Origin of the sequence: Micromonospora sp. RTGN7, from assembly GCF_033804645.1 — a bacterium.
Classification (GTDB): Bacteria; Actinomycetota; Actinomycetes; order Mycobacteriales; family Micromonosporaceae; genus Micromonospora.
Window position 1 is genome coordinate 1 of sequence record NZ_JAPZLF010000015.1, and the last position, 17171, is coordinate 17171.

Annotated in this window: 8 protein-coding genes; 2 read left to right on the forward strand and 6 right to left on the reverse strand. The window is 70.9% G+C overall.

Translation table 11 applies throughout. The features are described from left to right. A partial coding sequence (locus SNR22_RS21365) for a type I polyketide synthase (RefSeq protein ID WP_413775677.1) occupies nt 1–8153 on the forward strand: 8153 nt, incomplete at its 5' end. A gap of 35 nt (nt 8154–8188) precedes the next feature. On the opposite strand, the gene SNR22_RS21370 is transcribed toward SNR22_RS21365, so the two are convergent. The 6 genes from SNR22_RS21370 to SNR22_RS21395 form a co-directional block, all read right to left on the reverse strand. Beyond that, nucleotides 8189–9424, reverse strand: coding sequence for an RNA polymerase sigma factor (locus SNR22_RS21370; RefSeq protein WP_320068406.1), 1236 nt, complete (start codon nt 9422–9424; stop codon nt 8189–8191). After that, entirely contained in the window at nt 9421–9744 is a 324-nt protein-coding gene (locus SNR22_RS21375; protein WP_320068407.1) for a YciI family protein, read from the reverse strand. Before SNR22_RS21375 ends, SNR22_RS21370 begins: the two co-directional genes overlap by 4 nt. Before the next feature lie 52 nt (nt 9745–9796). Continuing rightward, nucleotides 9797–10405 carry a dihydrofolate reductase family protein gene (locus tag SNR22_RS21380; RefSeq protein ID WP_320068408.1) on the reverse strand — a complete coding sequence of 203 codons (609 nt, stop codon included), beginning with the start codon at nt 10403–10405 and terminating at the stop codon, nt 9797–9799. A 165-nt stretch (nt 10406–10570) separates the two neighbouring features. Further along, nucleotides 10571–10849, reverse strand: coding sequence for a hypothetical protein (locus tag SNR22_RS21385; RefSeq protein ID WP_320068409.1), 279 nt, complete (start codon nt 10847–10849; stop codon nt 10571–10573). Between the two features lie 19 nt (nt 10850–10868). Further along, nucleotides 10869–14135: an NACHT domain-containing protein gene (locus SNR22_RS21390; RefSeq protein ID WP_320068410.1), complete on the reverse strand. Its 3267-nt coding sequence runs from the start codon at nt 14133–14135 to the stop codon at nt 10869–10871. Between the two features lie 663 nt (nt 14136–14798). After that, nucleotides 14799–15563 (reverse strand): XRE family transcriptional regulator, encoded by a 765-nt coding sequence (locus SNR22_RS21395; protein ID WP_320068411.1) that lies wholly within the window; start codon nt 15561–15563, stop codon nt 14799–14801. Nucleotides 15564–15870: 307 nt separating this feature from the next. On the opposite strand from SNR22_RS21395, the gene SNR22_RS21400 reads away from it, so the two are divergent. Beyond that, complete coding sequence (locus SNR22_RS21400) at nt 15871–17019, forward strand: helix-turn-helix transcriptional regulator (protein WP_320068449.1); 1149 nt, start codon at nt 15871–15873, stop codon at nt 17017–17019. Nucleotides 17020–17171 lie beyond the last annotated feature (152 nt).

A 17171-nucleotide genomic window follows, 5' to 3' on the forward strand; every position in this document is an offset into this window, starting at 1 on the left:
TGGATCGGCCGCGTCGGGCGGCGGTGTCGTCGTTTGGGATTTCGGGGACGAATGCGCATGTGATCGTGGAGCAGGCGGAGCCGGTGGAGGCGGAGGCGTCTGCACCGGTGGGGCTGCCGGTGGTGCCGTGGTTGGTGTCGGGGCGGTCGGTGGAGGCGTTGGCCGCTCAGGCGGGGCGGCTGGCGGAGTTCGCCCGGGGGCATGTCGAGGTGTCGCCGGTCGATGTGGGCTGGTCCCTGGCCACCTCGCGGGCGGCTCTGGAGCACCGGGCGGTCGTGCTGGGCGCGACCGGCGAGGAACTGCTGGAGGGCCTGGCCGCGCTGGTCGGCGGAGCCCCGGCTGCCGGGGTCGTCACCGGCCAGCCGTCGCCGGGTCGCCGGGCGATCCTGTTCACAGGTCAGGGTGCGCAGCGGGCGGGGATGGGCCGGGAGTTGTATGACCGGTTCCCGGTGTACGAGGACGCGTTCGACCGGGTGTGTGCCCTGTTCGAGGGCCGGCTTGACCATCCGTTGCGGGAGGTGGTGTTCGCCGAGCCGGGCACCGAACTCGCGGGTCTGCTGGATCAGACGGTGTTCACGCAGGCGGGCTTGTTCGCGGTGGAGGTGGCGCTGTACGAGTTGCTGTCGTCGTGGGGGGTGACCGCTGATTACCTGGTGGGGCATTCGATCGGTGAGGTGACGGCGGCTCACGTGGCGGGGGTGTTGTCGCTGAAGGATGCGTGCGTGTTGGTGGCGGCGCGGGGTTCGTTGATGCAGGCGTTGCCGTCCGGTGGCGGGATGTTGGCGGTGGGTGCGGCCGAGGACGAGGTCCGCAGGCTGGCCGGGGACGGCGTGGATGTGGCGGCGGTGAACGGGCCGGCTTCGGTGGTGCTGTCCGGCCCGGTTGCCGACCTGGACCGGATTGCTGGTGAGTGTGCCGGCCGGGGTTGGCGGGCGAAGCGCCTGTCGGTCAGTCACGCGTTCCACTCGCGGTTGATGGAGCCGATGCTGGCGGAGTTCCGGGCGGTCCTGGCCGGTCTGGAGTGGGGTGCCCCGAGGCTGCCGATCGTGTCGAACCTGACGGGCAAGGTCGCGGAGGCGGCTGAGATCGCCGGCCCGGAGTACTGGGTGCGGCACGTGCGGGAGGCGGTGCGGTTCGCCGACGCCGTCGCCACCTTGCACGGGTTGGGGGTGGCTACGTTCGTGGAGGTCGGTCCGGACGCGACGCTTACGGCGATGGCCGCCGAGGCTCCCGCCGATCGGCCCGTGCAGCACGTGCCAGTGTTGCGGCGGAACGAGTCGGAGACGACCGCCGTGGTGGCGGCCCTCGCCCGGCTGTACGTGACGGGCACCCCGGTCGACTGGGCGGGATGGTTCTTCACCCACACCGGTCAGCGGCCCCGCACGGTCGACCTGCCCACCTACGCCTTCCAGGGCAGGTGGTACTGGCCGGAGCCCACGACGGCCGCCGGCGCGACCGCGACCGCCGGCTCCGAGACCGATGAGCGGTTCTGGGCGGCGGTGGAGCGTGACGACCTGGCCGGGTTGGGGGAGGAGTTCCGCCTGGCGGCGGATGAGCCGCTGCGCACGATTCTGCCGAAGCTCGCCTCCTGGCGGCAGGCGGGACAGCAGCGGTCCACCGTCGACTCCTGGCGCTACCGCGTCGAGTGGCGGCCCGCTCCGAGCGTACCGTCGGCGGGGCTGACCGGGACCTGGCTGGTCCTGACGCCCTCGACGCAGCCCGACCACCCCATCGCCGAGGGCCTGGCCGCGCAGGGCGTGGAGGTCGTGACGGTGCGCCTCGACCCGGCGGCGATGAGCCGCGCCGAGGTGGCCGAGCGGCTGCGCGCCGCGATGCCCCGGCCGGGCGAGATCGCCGGGGTGGTGTCGCTGCCCGGAATGGGGGTGGGCGAGGCGCTGGCCATGGTGCAGGCGCTGGGCGACTGCGGCGTGGGGGGCAGGGTGTGGTGGCTGACCCGGGGCGCGGTGTCGGTGGGCAGGTCGGACGCGCCCGGGGAGCCGGCCGCGGCGGCGGTGTGGGGCGTGGGTCGGGTGGCGGCGCTGGAGGCGCCGGGCCGGTGGGGTGGCCTGGTGGACCTGCCCCCGGTCGTGGATGCGCGGGCGGTCCGGCGGGTCTGTCAGGTGCTGGCGGCCGGAACCGAGGACCAGGTGGCAGTGCGGTCGTCGGGGGTGTTCGTCCGGCGGCTGGCGCGGGCCGGTGGTGAGGCGGCCCGGCGGGAGTTCCGGCCGTCCGGGACGGTGCTGGTCACCGGCGGGACGGGGGCGTTGGGCTCCCGGGTGGCGCAGTGGGCGGTCAGCGCCGGTGCCGGGCACGTGGTGCTGACGAGCCGGCAGGGCGAGCGGGCCGCCGGTGTGGCGGAACTGGCGGAGCGGCTGCGTGGCGCGGGAGCACGGGTGACCGTGGCGGCCTGCGACGTGGCCGACCGGGACGCGCTGGCGGCGCTCCTGGGCGACCTCGCGGGACAGGGCGACCCGGTCCGGGCCGTCGTGCACGCCGCCGGGGCCCCCCAGTTCACCCCGCTGGCCGACGTCACGCCCGAGGAGCTGCGCGACGTGCTCCGCGCGAAGGTCGACGGCGCGGTTCACCTGGACGAGTTGCTGCCCGACGACGGGCTGGACGCGTTCGTGGTCTTCTCGTCCATCGCGGGGGTGTGGGGTTCGGCCGGTCAGGCCGGCTACGCGGCGGCGAACGCCTTCGTGGACGCGCTCGTCGCGGGCCGGCGAGCCCGGGGTGCCGTCGGCACCGCCGTGGCCTGGGGCCCGTGGGCCGGGGCGGGAATGGCCGTCCAGGGCGAGGCGCAGGAGCAACTGGCCCGTCGGGGTCTGCCGGCGATGGCCCCGGAGTTGGCCGTCGCGGCGTTGCAGGGTGCCCTGGACCGGGACGACGTGTCGGTGGTGGTCGCGGATGTGACGTGGGACCGCTTCGCCGCCTCGTTCACCGCCCTGCGGCCCAGCCCCCTGCTCGGCGACATTCCCGAGGCCAGGCCCGCGCCGGCCGACGCCGTAGGCGATCCCGCCGACGGCGCAGAGCGGGGGCAGCTCGGCCGCCGGCTCGCCGGCATGTCACCGGCCGACCGGGAAGCCCACCTGCTCGACCTCGTACGCGCCCAGGTGGCCGCGGTGCTCGGTCACTCGACGCCCGACGCCGTCCCGGCCGACCGGGCGTTCCAGCGCCAGGGCTTCGACTCGCTCACCGCCGTGGAGCTGCGCAACCGGCTCACCGCCTCCACCGGCCTCGCGCTGCCCACCACCCTCGTCTTCGACCACCCGACCCCGCTGGCCCTGGTGGCCCACCTCGGCGCCGAACTGCTCGGCGTGTCGGCCGGAGCGCCCGCGATCGAGCAGGCCACGGCGGTCGACGACGACCCGATCGTCATCGTCGGCCTCGCGTGCCGCCTGCCCGGTGGCGTCGACACCGCCGACGAACTGTGGGACATGCTCGCCACCGGCCGCGACGGCATCTCCGACTTCCCCCTCGACCGGGGCTGGGACAGTTTCCTCGATGGCCGACTCTCCGACGCCTCGTTCCCCCGGCAGGGCGGCTTCGTCTACGACGCGGGCGGCTTCGACGCGGAGTTCTTCGGGATCTCGCCGCGGGAAGCTCTCGCCATGGACCCGCAGCAGCGGCTGCTCCTCGAGGCATCCTGGGCGGCCATCGAGTCGGCGGGCGTGGACCCGTCGCGGCTGAAGGGCGGGCGGGTCGGGGTCTTCGCGGGTGCCAGCTTCCAGGGGTACGCCTCGACCGCGATGGGCCGCGACCAGGAGGTCGGCGGTCACCTGCTGACCGGCACCGCGACCAGCGTGCTGTCGGGGCGGGTGTCGTACTCGTTCGGGTTCGAGGGGCCGGCGGTGACCGTGGACACGGCGTGTTCGTCGTCGCTGGTGGCGTTGCACCTGGCGGCGCAGTCGCTGCGGTCGGGGGAGTGCGACTGGGCCCTGGCCGGCGGCGTGACGGTCATGGCGTCCCCAGCCACCTTCGTCGAGTTCGCCAAGCAGGGTGGCCTTTCCGCCGATGGGCGGTGTCGGTCGTTCGCGGAGTCGGCGGACGGGACCGGTTGGGGTGAGGGTGTCGGGGTGTTGCTGGTGCAGCGGTTGTCGGACGCGCGTCGGGAGGGCCGTCGGGTTCTGGCGGTGCTGCGGGGTTCGGCCGTCAATCAGGACGGTGCGTCGAACGGGCTGACCGCGCCGAATGGTCCGTCGCAGCAGCGGGTGATCCGGCAGGCGCTCGCGTCGGCCCGGTTGTCGCCGGCCGACGTGGACGTGGTGGAGGCGCACGGCACGGGTACGACGTTGGGTGACCCGATCGAGGCGCAGGCGCTGCTGGCCACGTACGGGCGGGAGCGACCGGAGGATCGGCCCCTGCTGCTCGGCTCGATCAAGTCGAACATCGGCCACACGCAGGCGGCGGCGGGTGTGGCTGGTGTGATCAAGATGGTGTTGGCGATGCGGTATGGGGTGGTGCCGGCGACGTTGCATGTGGATGAGCCGTCGTCGAAGGTGGATTGGGCTTCGGGTGCGGTCAGTTTGGTGACGGAGTCGCGGCCCTGGCCGACGGTTGACCGCCCGCGACGGGGTGCCGTGTCGTCGTTTGGGATTTCGGGGACGAATGCCCACGTGATCGTGGAGCAGGCGGAACCGGCCGAGGCCGAGGCTGCCGGGGCGGTGGGGGCTGCCGGGGCGGTGGAGTCCTCGGGTGCGGTGGAGTTGCCGGTGGTGCCGTGGTTGGTGTCGGGGCGGTCGGCGAAGGCGCTGTCGGGTCAGGCGGGGCGGCTGGCCGGGTTCGTCCGGGGGCACGCCGAGGTGTCGCCGGTCGACGTGGGCTGGTCCCTGGCGACCTCGCGGGCCGCGTTGGAGCACCGCGCCGTTGTGCTGGGCGCGACCGACGACGAACTGCGGGAAGCGCTGACCGCGCTGGCCGAGGAGGCGACCACCCCCGGCTTGATCACTGGCGAGGTCGCCGCGGGCCGGCGGGCGCTGCTGTTTTCGGGGCAGGGCGCGCAGCGGGCGGGGATGGGTCGGGAGTTGTACGAAACGTTCCCGGTGTTCGCGGATTCGTTCGATCGGGTATGCGCCCTGTTCGCGGGTCGGTTGGATCGGCCGTTGCGGGAGGTGGTGTTCGCCGAGCCGGGCACCGATTTTGCGGGGTTGTTGAATGAGACGGCGTATACGCAGGCGGGGTTGTTCGCGGTGGAGGTGGCGTTGTATGAGTTGCTGGCCTCGTGGGGGGTGACGGCCGACTACCTGGTGGGGCATTCGATCGGTGAGGTGACGGCGGCTCACGTGGCCGGGGTGTTGTCGTTGGAGGATGCGTGCGTGTTGGTGGCGGCGCGTGGTGCGTTGATGCAGGCGTTGCCGTCGGGTGGCGGGATGTTGGCGGTGGGTGCGGCCGAGGATTTGGTGCGGGAGTTGGCCGGCGAGGCCGTGGATGTGGCGGCGGTGAACGGGCCGGCTTCGGTGGTGCTGTCGGGTGCGGTGGCCGACCTGGACCGGGTCGCGCGGGAGTGTGCCGGCCGGGGTTGGCGGGCGAAACGTCTGTCGGTGAGTCATGCGTTCCACTCGCGGTTGATGGAGCCGATGCTGGCCGAGTTCCGGGCGGTTCTCGAAGGGTTGGAGTGGCAGGCCCCCCGGCTGCCGATCGTGTCGAACCTGACCGGCCGGGTTGCCGAGGCGGCCGACCTGACCAGCCCGGAGTACTGGGTGCGGCATGTGCGGGAGGCGGTGCGCTTCGGCGATTCTGTCGTCACGCTGCATGGGTTGGGCGTGACGACGTTCGTGGAGCTGGGGCCGGATGCGACGCTCACGGCGATGGCCACCGAGACCCCGGCGGACCGGTCGGTGCAGCAGGTGGCGGTGTTGCGTCGGGACCAGCCGGAGGCCGCCGCCGTGGTCGCCGGGTTGGCCCGGTTGCACGTGACGGGCACGCCGGTCGACTGGGCGGCATGGTTCACCCAGGGGGGTGGTCGGCCCCGCGTCGTGGACCTGCCCAGCTACGCCTTCCAACACCGGCCGTACTGGCTGCACGACGCCCCGCCGGTGGCCGCCGGCGCGACCGCGACCGCCGGTTCCGAGACCGATGAGCGGTTCTGGGCGGCGGTGGAGCGTGACGACCTGGCCGGGTTGGGGGAGGAGTTCCGCCTGGCGGCGGATGAGCCGCTGCGCACGATTCTGCCGAAGCTCGCCTCCTGGCGGCAGGCGGGACAGCAGCGGTCCACCGTCGACTCCTGGCGCTACCGGATCGATTGGCAGGCGGCACCCGACGCCCCGGCGGAGCTGACCGGGACCTGGCTGGTGCTGGTGCCGTACGGCGGCATCGACGACGCGGTGCTCGGGGCCGTGACCGACGGTCTGATGGTGGCCGGGGCGAAGGCCCGGCAGGTGGTGCTCGACGGCCCGGCGGACGACCGCGAGCAGGTGGCGAGGGCGCTGCGCGACGTCGGCGAGGCCGCCGGGGTGGTGTCGCTGCTCTCCCTGTCCGGCGCGGGCGTCGGCGCGGCCCTGGCTGCCGTGCAGGCGCTGGGCGACTGCGGCGTGGGCGGCAGGGTGTGGTGGCTGACCCGGGGCGCGGTGTCGGTGGGCGCTTCCGACGTCCCCGTGGACGCCGTCGCCGCGGCGACCTGGGGCCTGGGTCGGGTGGCGGCGCTGGAGGCGCCGGGCCGGTGGGGTGGCCTGGTGGATCTGCCGGAGGTGGTGGATTCGCGGGCGGCCCGGCGGCTGTGTGGCGTGCTCGCCGCCGGGGTGGAGGATCAGGTGGCGGTGCGATCGTCGGGCGTGTTCGTCCGACGGCTGGTGCGGGCGTCCGGCGGCGCGGCGCGGCGGGAGTTCCGGTTGTCGGGGACGGTGCTGGTCACCGGCGGCACCGGTGCTCTCGGGTCACGGGTGGCGCGGTGGGCGGTCGGCGCGGGCGCCGGGCACGTGGTGTTGACAAGCCGGCGGGGTGAGCGGGCCGCCGGTGCGGTGGAGCTCGCCGACGGGCTGCGGGCCGCCGGGGCGCGGGTGACGGTGGCGGCCTGCGACGTGGCGGACCGGGCGGCGCTGGCCGGGCTGCTCGACGGACTGGCGGCCCAGGGCGAACCGGTCCGGGCCGTGGTGCACGCCGCCGGGGCTGCGCAGTCCACCCCGCTGGCCGAGATGACCGCCGACGAGCTGGCCCAGGTTCTGCGGGCCAAGGTCAACGGCGCGGTGAACCTGGACGAGTTGCTGCCCGACGACGGGCTGGACGCGTTCGTGGTCTTCTCGTCCATCGCGGGGGTGTGGGGTTCGGCCGGTCAGGCCGGCTACGCGGCGGCCAACGCCTTCCTCGACGGCCTGGTGGCCCGCAGGCGGGCCCGGGGTGCCGTCGGCACCGCCGTGGCCTGGGGTCCGTGGGCCGGCGCCGGGATGGCCCACGGCGACCAGCAGGAGCAGCTCGGCCGTCGGGGTCTGCCGGCGATGGCCCCGGAGTCGGCGGTCGCGGCGTTGCAGGGTGCCCTGGACCGGGACGACGTGTCGGTGGTGGTCGCGGATGTGACGTGGGACCGCTTCGCCGCCTCGTTCACCGCCCTGCGGCCCAGCCCCCTGCTCGGCGGCATTCCCGAGGCGAGGCCGGCCGACCGGCCGGAGCCGCCGCCGTCGGACGCGGGCGCTCCGCAGGTGCTGCGGGGCCGGCTGGCCGCCGCCGGCGGGACCGAGCGGGAGCGCATCCTGCTCGATCTGGTACGCGGCACCGCGGCCACGGTGCTGGGCCACCGCACCCCGACCGCGATCCGGGCCGGCCGGGGCTTCCTGGACCTGGGCTTCGACTCGCTCACCGCCGTGGAGCTGCGCAACCGGCTCACCGCCTCCACCGGCCTCGCGCTGCCCAGCACCCTCGTCTTCGACCACCCGACCCCGGCGGCGCTCGCCGAGCACCTACGCGTCGAGCTGGTGCCGCACGGGGCGGCCACCCCGGTCGTCGCCGAGATCGACCGGCTCGACCAGCTCCTGCGTACCGTCCCCGACGACCGACGCGCCGACGCGGAGATCACCCGCAGGCTGGAGGGGCTGCTCGCCCGCTGGCGGGGCGACGGCGGGCCGGCGACGCCGGACGCCCCGGCCGAGGAGACAGCCGACGACCTGGCCGCCGCCACGGAGGACGACATCTTCGACATCATCCAACGGGAGTTCGGCAAGTCCTGACCGGCGCGCGGGGTTTCGATCGGGATCCGTGGGCGCTACCGCAGTTGGTCGCGTCGGCGGGTCAGGTAGGCGGTCTCGGCGGTGTTGCCCGCCAGCTTGATGGCCTTGTCGTAGGCCGCGCGCGACTGATGGCCGCGGCCCAGCCGGCGCAGCAGGTCGGCGCGGGTCGCATGGTAGGCGTAATAGCCAGCCAGCTCGTCCTGGAGACGGTCGACGGCCACCAGTGCCACCTCCGGGCCGTCGAGCTCGGCGACCGCGATGGCCCGGTTGAGGACGATGACCGGGGAGGGGTCGAGGCGGACGAGCTGGTCGTAGAGGGCGAGGACCTGTGACCAGTCGGTGTCGCGTACGTCGCGGGCGGAGGTGTGCACGGCGTTGATCGCTGCGAGGATCTGGTAGCGACCCGGAGCCACCCCGGCGGCGGCAGCGGCGAGGCGCTCGCGCACCAGCCGGTGACCCTCGGCGACCAGCGCCGCGTCCCAGGCCCCACGGTCCTGCCCGCCGAGGGCGATCAGCTCGCCGCTCGCCGAAACCCGAGCGGTGCGGCGGGCCTCGGTGAGGAGCATCAGCGCCAGCAGCCCGGCCACCTCACCGTCGTCCGGCAGGAGGGCACGGATCAGGCGGGTGAGCCGGATCGCCTCGGCGGTCAGGTCGTGACGTACCGGATCGGTGTCGGGGCCGGTCGCCAGGTAGCCCTCGTTGAACACGAGGAACAGGACGGTGAGCACGCTGGAGACGCGGGCTGGGAGGTCCTCGGCGGCCGGCACGCGATAGGGGATGCGCGCCGCTTTGATCTTGGCCTTCGCGCGGGTGATCCGCTGCCCCATGGCACTCTCGGTTACCAGGAAGGCACGGGCGATCTCGGGCAGGGTCAGACCGCCGACCATGCGCAGCGTCAGCGCCACGCGGGTCTCCATCGCCAGCGCCGGGTGACAGCAGGTGAAGATCAGCCGGAGCCGGTCGTCGTCGATGGCGCCGAGAGGCTCGGGTGGGGTGTTGTCGTATACCACCTGAGCCTCCTTGTGCTTGTCGTTGCGTTTGTTCTCGCGCCGGATCCGGTCGATGGCCTTGCGGTTGGCGGTGGTGGTCAGCCACGCGCCGGGGTTGGCGGGCACGCCGTCGGCCGGCCACCGCTCGACGGCGGTCGTGAACGCCTCGGCCGCTGCCTCCTCGGCGATGTCGAGGTCACCGAAGCGCCTGGTCAGGGCGGCGACCACCCGGGCCCACTCGTCGTGGTGGGCCCGGGTGATTGCCTCCTCGACGTCGATCACTGGAACGGCCGCACCTCGATCTTCCGATCGCAGACCTTCGACGCCTCGGTAGCGAGCTTGAGCGCCACATCCAGATCGGGGGCCTCCCACACCCAGACGCCGACGAGGTACTCCTTCGACTCCACGAAGGGCCCGTCGCTGAACACCGCCTGCTCGCCCCGGTTGTCGATGACCGTGGCCGCGTCGGTGTCCGCGAGTCCGCCCGCGAAAACCCAGTAGCCCTCGGCGATCAGTCGTTCGTTGAACGCGCTGATGGCAGGCTGCCTGTCCGTGCTGCCGGGATTGCTCTTGTCATCGATCACGGAAACCAGATACTGCATCGAAGATCATCTCCTGTGCTGTCAAGACAGCGGGGTTCGGTGGTCAGGGACTTCAGGCCGTTACGTACTGCGGGCGCCCGGCCGGCCGGTAGACCTGGATCGTCACGCCCTTCGAGTCGACTCGCGACTCGACCAGGTCGAGCGCAAGATCCGGGCCGGTCTCCGGGAACAGTCTTGCGCCCTGTCCGAGGATCACCGGGATCACGATCAGAGTCATCTCGTCGACCAGATCGTTCTCCAGCAGCCACCGGGTCAGGGCGCCGCTGCCGTGCACCTGCAGCTCGCCCCCGGGCTTGGCCTTCAGCTCACTGATGGCCGCCGCGAGGTCACCGCGGAGAACGGTCGTGTCCTCCCAGCGCGGGGCGGTGAGCGTGGTCGAGGCAACGTACTTGGGGGCCTCGTTCAAGGCCACGCCGATGGCATGTGCGCGCATCTGGTTGATTGATCCCCAGGAGCCGGCGAACAGCTCGTAGGTGCGCCGGCCGAACAGGAACGCCTCTGCGCGCTGGAAGGTCTGCGTGATGAAGGTCCTGGTCTCGTCGTCGCCCTTCCCCCGGGCCCATCCGCCGCGCTCGAATCCGTTCCTGCGGTCATCCGACGCGGCGCCGTTTCCCTGCATAACTCCATCGATGGTTACCTGAGTCATGGTCGTCAGCTTCATGATCGCGGTTCCTTTGCCCTGGCACCGCCCCTTGTGGGCGGCCCCACCCCTGCTACGAACACCACCGCCCCGATCCGACACCGACTCCCGGATCTCTTTGAGAGAATTTTCCGGGACGCCGGTCGTCAGCGATCCGACAGCACGACAGTGTCGCGGCGACTGCGCTCAACTGCGACCGGCGGCGACCAGCCGGCGAACCTGTGGGGAGTCGACACCCTCGCCCGCCTTGACGCCCAGCGGTACGCCGGTCAGCGGCAGCCGACCTGCGGCGAGGGTGCGTTCCAGTTCGCAGGCGGCACGCCGGGTTTGCTCGGGCCAGGTCTCGTGGAAGGCCCGCAGCCCGACGTCGGCGGCGGCGATCCGCGCCAAGGCTGCCTCGATGACGTCAACGGGGCGGACCTGGCCGGTGTTGACCAACTTGGCGAGATCGACCGCCCCCAGCATGCCGAGCACCTCCGGCAGTTCAGAAGCGCTTGATCCGTACACCGTCGGGCCTGGCCGTGTCATCCAGCTTGACGTTTCTTGACAGATGCACGATGGTGCGTTTCCCGCGCAGCGGCGTCAGATCGATCCCGGGTGCCGAATTCGCTATCCACAGGTGCTTTAGTTCCGATAGGTCGCCGAGCGGCGTGAGGTCGAGAACCTGCTCGGTGTTACCGATGTCCAATGACCACAAACGGGTGAGGCCCGACAGTGGGGTTAAATCGGTTACTGATGTGCCTTCGATGTTTAAGCTGGTGAGGGAAGGAAGTTGCATAAGTAATTGAATATCTGTCACCCATCGACACCCCCAGAGAGTCAGGTGGGTGACATTAAACTGGCTGAGCTGGACCACGAGTTGATCTAGGCCGCCGGCAGGCTCTGCGGCCGCCGCCAAATGTAGTTCAGTTAGGCGGGATAGCGGGACAAGGGCGTCAACGTCCCACGAGGACGGCGGAGAAATATGCAGTTCTGTCAACGCCGGAAGGCTTGTGAAGAACTCTCGGGTGAGTGGTGTTCCCGGCACACTGAGGGCGGTTAGTTTGTTGAAACCAGCCAAGGTCCTCAAATCTTGATTGACCGCGGCTGCGCCAAGGTACAGTTGCTTGAGGTTGGGCAGAGCGGCGAAGGCGGCCAGGTCCAGTCGTTTGTCACCCGCGATAAGCCATACGAATCTCAGGTCGGTGTGCTTCGCGAGGTGTTCGATGCTTCCGGTGAAACTTGAGTGAATGTGTATCCGGGTCAGGTGGGGCACATCCGCAAGCAGTTCGAGATCCAGATTCTCAGAGGACATGAATGTGGTGCTGGTGAGGTGACGGAGCCGGGGCAGCGCTGGCAGGAGTTTTGCGCTGCGGATTGTTGCTTCGCCGTCGATGAGCGGTGCGTCAGCGAGGACCTTTTCGGCATAGTCGTGGGGGTCGAAGTATTCCCAGGCGGTGATGAGTTGCCGTTGGACGCGAGGGCGGGGGTCGGGGGCGTAGCGGGCGAGGCCGGCCAAGGCTGCGGGTCCGTTGACCAGGGCGACGGTTCGGACGATGGCTGCGGCCTGCGCCTCGCTCAGGCTGCTGAGGTCTGCGGGTAGTTCGGCGAGTAGTGGCTCCCCGACGGCGGCCAGGGATCGGGCTTCCGCTATGGACCGAGGCAGCAGGTTGTGTAGGTGTGAGCGGATCTGGGTGAGGATTTCTGGCTCGACTGCGGGTGCGGTTTCCAGGCAGGCCGCGGCGAGCAGCCGCAGTCTGCGGGCCTTCTTCGGTTGCTCGTCGGCGCGGGCGAGCAGGCCGGTCAGCAGTTGGGTGCGGATGGGTGCGTTGGCGTGGCCGGTGGCCAGAATGATGGTTTCGCGCCAGGTGTCGAGGTGAGCGTGTTCGAGTAGCGCACCGGTGTGTCCTTGGTCGGCGGCTTCGCGGGCAGCCAGGTATTCCTGGAAGGTGCGGTGGACGAAGTCGATGCGGTCGGGTATCGGTTCGCGCAGGATGCCGCTGCGGTGGATCATGTGGTCGAGCACGGCGGTGGTGGGTGCGGTGATGCGCCGGATCCCGGCCAGCCGGTGGGCGAAGCGCTGCTCGGCTTCGGCGCGGGTGAGTTCGGTGCGGCTGTTCTGGGTCAGCCACCAGGCGACTTCCTGCAGGAGTTGGGCCTGGTCACGGCTGGTGAGCTCGGGCAGGTCGGTGAAGACGCCGCGTTGAGAGTCGCGGCGGTGGAGCAGCATGTCGATGGCGGCCTGGTAGATGTCCATCCGGTTTCGAGGCAGATTGCTGTCGCGGTCGAGGTTCAGCGCGCACAGCATCGCGCACAGCAGCGGGCTACCGGCCAGGTTCTGCAGGTGGGCGTTGCCATCGAGTTGGGCGAGCAGTCGTTGTTCGTAGCCGGGCAACAGGTGGGGTTCGCAGGGCAGGTCCCCGGCGCGGCGGACGGCTTCGTGCCAGTGGCGGATCAGGGCCTTGACGTCGGCCGGTCCCATCCGTTCCAGGAACACCGAGGTGAAACCTTCGGAGTTCAGCCAACTGGCGGATGCGGCGGCGGGCCGGGAGGTGACCACGACCCGTAGGTCGGGGTAGGCGGACAGCAGGCCGCGTAGCCAGTCCCGGACTGCTCGCCGTTGGGCTCCGGGCACCTCGTCGACGCCGTCGACGCACAGGATCGCACCCGCGGCCAGTTGGCGGTGCACCCAGCCGGGAGGCATCAGCCCGGCAACCGTGGCGGCGATCAGGTCGAGGAACCGTTCCGGGGGTGGCAAGGGCTGGCCGACGTGGTCACGTAGCCGGATCAAGAACGGGGTGCGCCCATTCCAGCTGTCGAGCTCTCCGGTGAACCCATGCCGGGCTGCGGTGACCGCGATCCACTGCATCAGAGTGGTCTTGCCGGAGCCGGCATCGCCGCGTAGCAGGACCCGGGCGGCGTCGCCGAGGGCCTGCTCGGCCCGGACCGAGGCGCTGTCACCGGTGCCGTCGGCACGCAGCAGGCCGGGGTCCCAGCGGGAGCCGCCACGGCGCAGGCTGCGGGTGTTGGCCCCGGTGACGGCCAGGCTGATGTAGGCGATGCTCAGCGAAGTCCGTAGCCGGTAGCGGTGCACGTCGATGCCGAACAGTTCCAGATGGTCCAGCACAGTGAGCAGATGGGCCAGGTACCGGGTGCGGAACTGGGTGTCGTGGCTGGTGCCGGTAGGGGCGTCCAGGCTGGTAACCGGTAGCCGTGCCAGGACCTGGGCGAGGCTGTCGGCAACCGTGGTCAACCGTTCCAGGGCTTGCACGGTGGCGCGGGCTTGGAACGGGCCGAGCTGGACGACCAGCTGGGTCAGGCAGGTGCAGCATTCGTCGAGGACCCTGCCGTACAGGTGGGCGGCTGCCTCGCTCAGCCCGGCCCGGTCGGGAACGTCAGGCAGCTGCCGGCGCAGCCGGGTAGCCATCAGCGCCGGGTCGACGTCATCGGTGAACACCGCCGCATCGGACAGGTCCGCGGCCCGCAACGTGTCGGCCACCGCGTCCAGGGCAGCAGCGACCTCGTTGTCGGGCAGCGCCTGATCGCGGCGGCGGGCCAACGGCTGAAGCCGTTCGTAGACGGTGTCGATGATGTCGTCCAACCGCCGGCCGGCCCGGCGCACTCCGAGGTCGTCGGTGATTCCCGAGCCGATCAGCTCGATCAGGGAAGTATCACGTTCCCGTTGCTCACGGCGGCGTCCCAGCCACCGTTTCACCGCCGGCGTCACCACCGAGCCTGCCGTGCGTAACAGTGCCGTCTCGACCACACCCACGCCGCATCCCCTCTTCACCCGCGATAGCCGACCTGTGAGCGTGCGGGCACCTCACGGGTCGTTGCATCGGCCGGCCTCGGGTAGCACACGCCGCCGGCCCGGCGGCGGTGGGTGGAACGCGTCATGGCCCTGGGTATCTACGTGCCCATACCCGTAGGGCGAGAGCCGGACGACGTGGGCGTCAAGCACGGTCTGCCCGTCAATGCAAAGCTGTGCCAGGATCGCGCGAGATAGGCGGCGCTCCACGAGGGCACTCAGCTGAGGACCAGGCCGCGTGCGCCGACGTGGTCCTCGATTCCAGAGTGGTACGTCTCTCGTAGGTCGTCGCGACAGCCGCGGAACATCGTCGCGGTAGTGCTGCTGCACCCCCGCGATGATCTCAGTCTCGGTCGCAGTCATCGTCGTTCCTGTCGTACGCGCCGTGGGTGTCCGGCTGGCAAGGGTCAGGCGTCAAAAGGTAATCCAGGAGCGTATGACCTTTGTGGTTCGACCGTACGTCAGAAGTCTTGCTCGTGGGACTGCGCGGACTGCGATGGCGAGGCGAGTGAAAGGCCGGGTTCGGTTTCGGCCAGGATCTGGCTGGCGACGAGGCGGTGGAGTTTAGCGCGTAGACCTTCGTCTACGCGTGCCCGACGGGGTGCCTCGCCTGAGCAAGGCACGCGGCTACTCGGCCGACGTGTTGTACCGATCGAGCGTCGCCTTGGACGTGGAAGCATCCCGGAAAATCAGTTCCCACGGGCCGGTGTTGACGTCCATGTCCTTGCCGAAGCCAACCCACTTTCCGGCCAGCCGTCGACCGGTGGGCTCGGCCAGAAGCTGGATTGCGCCGTGGTATCGGGCACCTCGGTAGTAGCCGGCGGGGTCGGTCTGCTCCACCCAGGTGCCAGTGACGACGGCACCGTCCACGGTGAGATCCAGCGACAGCGACGATGCCGCCGAGCCGGGCAGGCTGCGCGCGGTCAGCCGGTCGCCGTGCTGAAGCACGACCACGAAGTGCTGCCCGGCGAAGGACTTCTCCCGACCGCTGGAATGGTATTGGTAGCGGCTGAGCCATACGCCCTCGTGCGACCGGTGACCCGCAGTTGGCCTGGGCGTTGGTGTTGGCGTCGGCGTGGCCAGGCTGGACATGGGAGATGCCAGGTCGTGGCCGCCGTGCTGGTCGTCGGCGACGTGACCGTCTGGCATCGAGGCGAAGCCCAGCAACGAGATGGGTAGGCCAGTGACGATTTCGAGCGCACGGGCGTAGACGGGCCGCGGCGCGGCGATCGCACCGGACTCCCATCGCTGGACGAGTCTCTTGTTGGCGTCGTTGGGCTCGCCGGCACGGTGGCCGGCGGCTTGGAGCGCGCGGGCGAAGTCGTCCTGGCTCATGCGCATCCCAGCACGGACGGCGCGCAGGGCGGTGTTCGGGATGGTCATGCCCGTCACGATAGCGGCATGTCGCCTGAATGTCGCCGGTGATGTGGCTGGGATGTCGCGTCTTACGTCGTCGCGGCCGGCGACATCAAGGCGTCATGGTTGGTGGCATCGCGACGAAGGAGGCCCCGATGATGACCCTGACCATTCCCGGGATCCGGCCGGGGGACCTGCATGTGTATCGGCACCTACCGTGAGGGAGTGTGGGTGTACCGTCCGATGTGGCAACATGTCGGGTAGAGGCCGACAGGGAAGCCAACCGGTCCTCTACCTGGGAGCGCCGCTGATGTCTCGTCGCCCCATACCTGCTGATCCGTCGATCGGTGAGCGCATCCGGGCCCGTCGTGAGCTGCGTGGTTGGAGCATCCGGCATGCCGCCAGTCGTGCCGGTATCTCCCACACGTCGTGGTTGCGTATCGAGCGTGGTCAGCAGCGTACCGACCGGTACATGGTCGTGGATCTGGCTGCTGCTCTTGAGTGTTCGGTAGTCGATCTGACCGGGCAGCCGTACACGCCTGCTGATCGGCAGCTCGACGCTGCTCGGATCGACGCGGAGCGGGTGTGGCGGGTCATGATGGACACGCCGATGGCGGCCCGGCGTGAGGTGCCGGCCACCGTCGAGCAGGTGCGCCGGGAGGCCGGGCTCGTGCGCGTTCTGTACGGGCGGTGTGACTATGCGGGTGCCCTGCGCCGACTCGTCGACCTGGTGCCGGCGTTGCACAGTCTGACTGACCGGCGTGCGGCGTTGGCGGAGATGGTGCCGGCGTACGGCGTGGCGATGGGTTCCCTGCTCAGCGTCAGCTATCCGGCTCATGCGTGGCTCGCGGCGGAGCGCTGTGCGGAGGCGGCCGGGCTGCTCGACGATCCGGTGGTTGCCGGGGTGGCGGCGGCGAACCGGGCCCGGGTGTCTGCCTACTCGGGGGCGTACGGGCCGGCACGGGCGTTGTGTGACGCGGCGGGTGCCGACCTCGCGGGCAGCGGGGCGGACGGCGCTCTGGATGTGCTCGGCTTCCTGCATCTGGCGCGGGCACATCATCTTGCCGGCCTGCGTGACGGGGTGAGCGCCGAGGAGCATCTTGCCGAGGCGGCGCGGATCGCCGCGCATACGGGGGAGACGGAGAGCTGGGATCTTGCCTGGGGTCCACGGAACGTGGCGCTGTGGCGGATGGCTTTTCAGCTCGACACGGGTCGCCCGGAGGCGGCGATGCAGACGGCCGCAGGTGTGGAGTTGGCGGGGCTGCCGGCGGTGCGGCAGGTGTACTTCTGGCTCGACATGGGCCGGGCCGCTGAGGCTGTCGGTCGGGACCGGGACGCGGTACGGATGCTGCTCGCTGCGGAACGGGTCGGCCCGCAGCATGCCCGGTCGTCGACGTCGGCCCGGGAGACGGTGCGGTCGCTGCTGCGCGGGGGTGCGACCTCGGCGGAGCTGCGGGGCCTCTGCGAGCGGATGAGCATGAACGTGCAGTAGTCGGCCGGTAGTGGTGCGTAAGTGTTCCAGTGGCCGCATGTGCTGTCCGTAGCGTCCTGATCACGGGCGCGGTTGCCTGAATCTGTACTGGTACGACTGTCGCCGCGCCCCTGAGCCGGCGCGGCGGTGGCGGTCCTTCCCTGAGCCCACCG